Raw genomic sequence first — 2,837 nt, 5'->3', positions numbered from 1 at the left:
AGGTTCTGGGTTGGTGTGTTGTGGGTGGGTTGTTTGAGAACTCAACAGTGCGTGATTGTTTTTGATGCCATGTATGTGGGGGCGTCATCGTGTCTGGTCTGCCGATCGGTGGGCCGGGTGGGTGGTGTTCTCATGTTGTTGTTTGTTTTTTTGGCTCTGCTGGCTCCTTTTCCTTGGGGTTGGTGGGGTTGGTTGGGATCGCCGGGCTCTCGTTGTGGGGGTTGGGTTGGTCTTCGTATGGATAGTCGCCCGTGTCCGGCCCTTAGTGGTTGGCGTGGGTGCGATACTTTTACGGAGAGTTTGATCCTGGCTCAGGACGAACGCTGGCGGCGTGCTTAACACATGCAAGTCGAACGGTGAAGCTCAGCTTGCTGGGTGGATCAGTGGCGAACGGGTGAGTAACACGTGAGCAACCTGCCCTTCACTTCGGGATAACCTCGGGAAATCGGGGCTAATACCGGATATGACTCCTGCTCGCATGGGTGGGGGTGGAAAGATTTATCGGTGAGGGATGGGCTCGCGGCCTATCAGCTTGTTGGTGGGGTAATGGCCTACCAAGGCGTCGACGGGTAGCCGGCCTGAGAGGGTGACCGGCCACACTGGGACTGAGACACGGCCCAGACTCCTACGGGAGGCAGCAGTGGGGAATATTGCACAATGGGCGAAAGCCTGATGCAGCGACGCCGCGTGAGGGATGACGGCCTTCGGGTTGTAAACCTCTTTCAGCAGGGAAGAAGCGAAAGTGACGGTACCTGCAGAAGAAGCGCCGGCTAACTACGTGCCAGCAGCCGCGGTAATACGTAGGGCGCAAGCGTTGTCCGGAATTATTGGGCGTAAAGAGCTCGTAGGCGGTTTGTCGCGTCTGCTGTGAAAACGCGGGGCTCAACCCCGCGCCTGCAGTGGGTACGGGCAGACTAGAGTGTGGTAGGGGAGACTGGAATTCCTGGTGTAGCGGTAAAATGCGCAGATATCAGGAGGAACACCGGTGGCGAAGGCGGGTCTCTGGGCCATTACTGACGCTGAGGAGCGAAAGCATGGGTAGCGAACAGGATTAGATACCCTGGTAGTCCATGCCGTAAACGTTGGGCACTAGGTGTGGGGCCTGTTTCCACGGGGTCCGCGCCGTAGCTAACGCACTAAGTGCCCCGCCTGGGGAGTACGGTCGCAAGGCTAAAACTCAAAGGAATTGACGGGGGCCCGCACAAGCGGCGGAGCATGCTGATTAATTCGATGCAACGCGAAGAACCTTACCAAGGCTTGACATATACCGGAAACATCTAGAGATAGGTGCCCCGTAAGGCTGGTATACAGGTGGTGCATGGTTGTCGTCAGCTCGTGTCGTGAGATGTTGGGTTAAGTCCCGCAACGAGCGCAACCCTTGTCCTGTGTTGCCAGCACGTCATGGTGGGGACTCATGGGAGACTGCCGGGGTCAACTCGGAGGAAGGTGGGGATGACGTCAAATCATCATGCCCCTTATGTCTTGGGCTTCAAGCATGCTACAATGGCCGGTACAAAGGGCTGCGATACCGCGAGGTGGAGCGAATCCCAGAAAGCCGGTCTCAGTTCGGATTGGGGTCTGCAACTCGACCCCATGAAGTCGGAGTCGCTAGTAATCGCAGATCAGCAACGCTGCGGTGAATACGTTCCCGGGCCTTGTACACACCGCCCGTCACGTCACGAAAGTCGGTAACACCCGAAGCCGGTGGCCCAACCCTTGTGGAGGGAGCTGTCGAAGGTGGGACTGGCGATTGGGACGAAGTCGTAACAAGGTAGCCGTACCGGAAGGTGCGGCTGGATCACCTCCTTTCTAAGGAGCATCTGGCACCCACAAACCCCAGTCACACCGGCGTCCCTTTGCGGGGAGCTGCCTGGTGGAGGGGGTTGTCTGGTTGGCCGAGTGTGCCGGCCGGGTCCGCCCAACGAGCTCGTTGGGGGTGTGGGTGGTGCTCATGGGTGGAACATCTTTGATGGTCACGCGCTGTTGGGTCCTGAGACCACCCACCCCGTAATTCGGGTCGCCTGCCCTTGTGGTGGGTTGATCTGTGGGGTTGGTTGTTTCTGGTGCTCTGCTCACCGAGCCACTGCCTGTTGAGGTGGTGGGGGTGTGGGTGTGGGTGGGTTGTTTGAGAACTGTACAGTGGACGCGAGCATCTTTGTATGTTTTGTTGAGTGTTGTGTTCCTTAACTAGCCGCCGCATGTTGGTTGTGTGGTGGTGGTTGGAAGTTTTTAAGAGCATTCGGTGGATGCCTTGGCACCAGGAGCCGATGAAGGACGTTGTAGCCTGCGATAAGCCGCGGGGAGCTGGCAAACGAGCTGTGATCCGTGGATGTCCGAATGGGGGAACCCGGCCACCGTCATGGGTGGTCACGCGCGCCTGAATGTATAGGGCGTGTGAGGGAACGCGGGGAAGTGAAACATCTCAGTACCCGCAGGAAGAGATATTCCGTGAGTAGTGGCGAGCGAAAGCGGATGAGGCTAAACCGTGCGTGCGTGATAGCCGGCAGGCGTTGTGCGTGCGGGGTTGTGGGGCATGTCCGTTCCTTCCTGCCGGAAGGAGCACTGTGCAGTGCTATGGGAGCTGAAAGGTCTGGGAAGGCCTGGCGTAGAGGGTGAGACCCCTGTAGGCGTACCGTGGCGTGTGTGGTGTGGGTGTGTTCCCGAGTAGCACCGGGCCCGTGAAATCCGGTGTGAATCTGGCAAGACCACTTGCTAAGCCTAAATACTACCTGGTGACCGATAGCGGACTAGTACCGTGAGGGAAAGGTGAAAAGTACCCCGGGAGGGGAGTGAAATAGTACCTGAAACCGGATGCTTACAATCCGTCGGAGCCTCCA

General features: G+C 58.1%; 2 rRNA genes. Both read left to right on the top strand.

The features are described from left to right. Positions 1-288: 288 nt before the first annotated feature. Positions 289-1,809 (top strand): 16S ribosomal RNA (locus ACZLMO_RS16685). A 410-nt stretch (positions 1,810-2,219) separates the two neighbouring features. After that, a 23S ribosomal RNA gene (locus ACZLMO_RS16680) occupies positions 2,220-2,837 on the top strand; the annotation flags it as partial.

Source organism: Georgenia sp. G2120, from assembly GCF_055326485.1.
The sequence above is the reverse complement of the archived record's forward strand: the minus strand, read 5'-3'. Positions and strand labels throughout refer to the sequence as shown.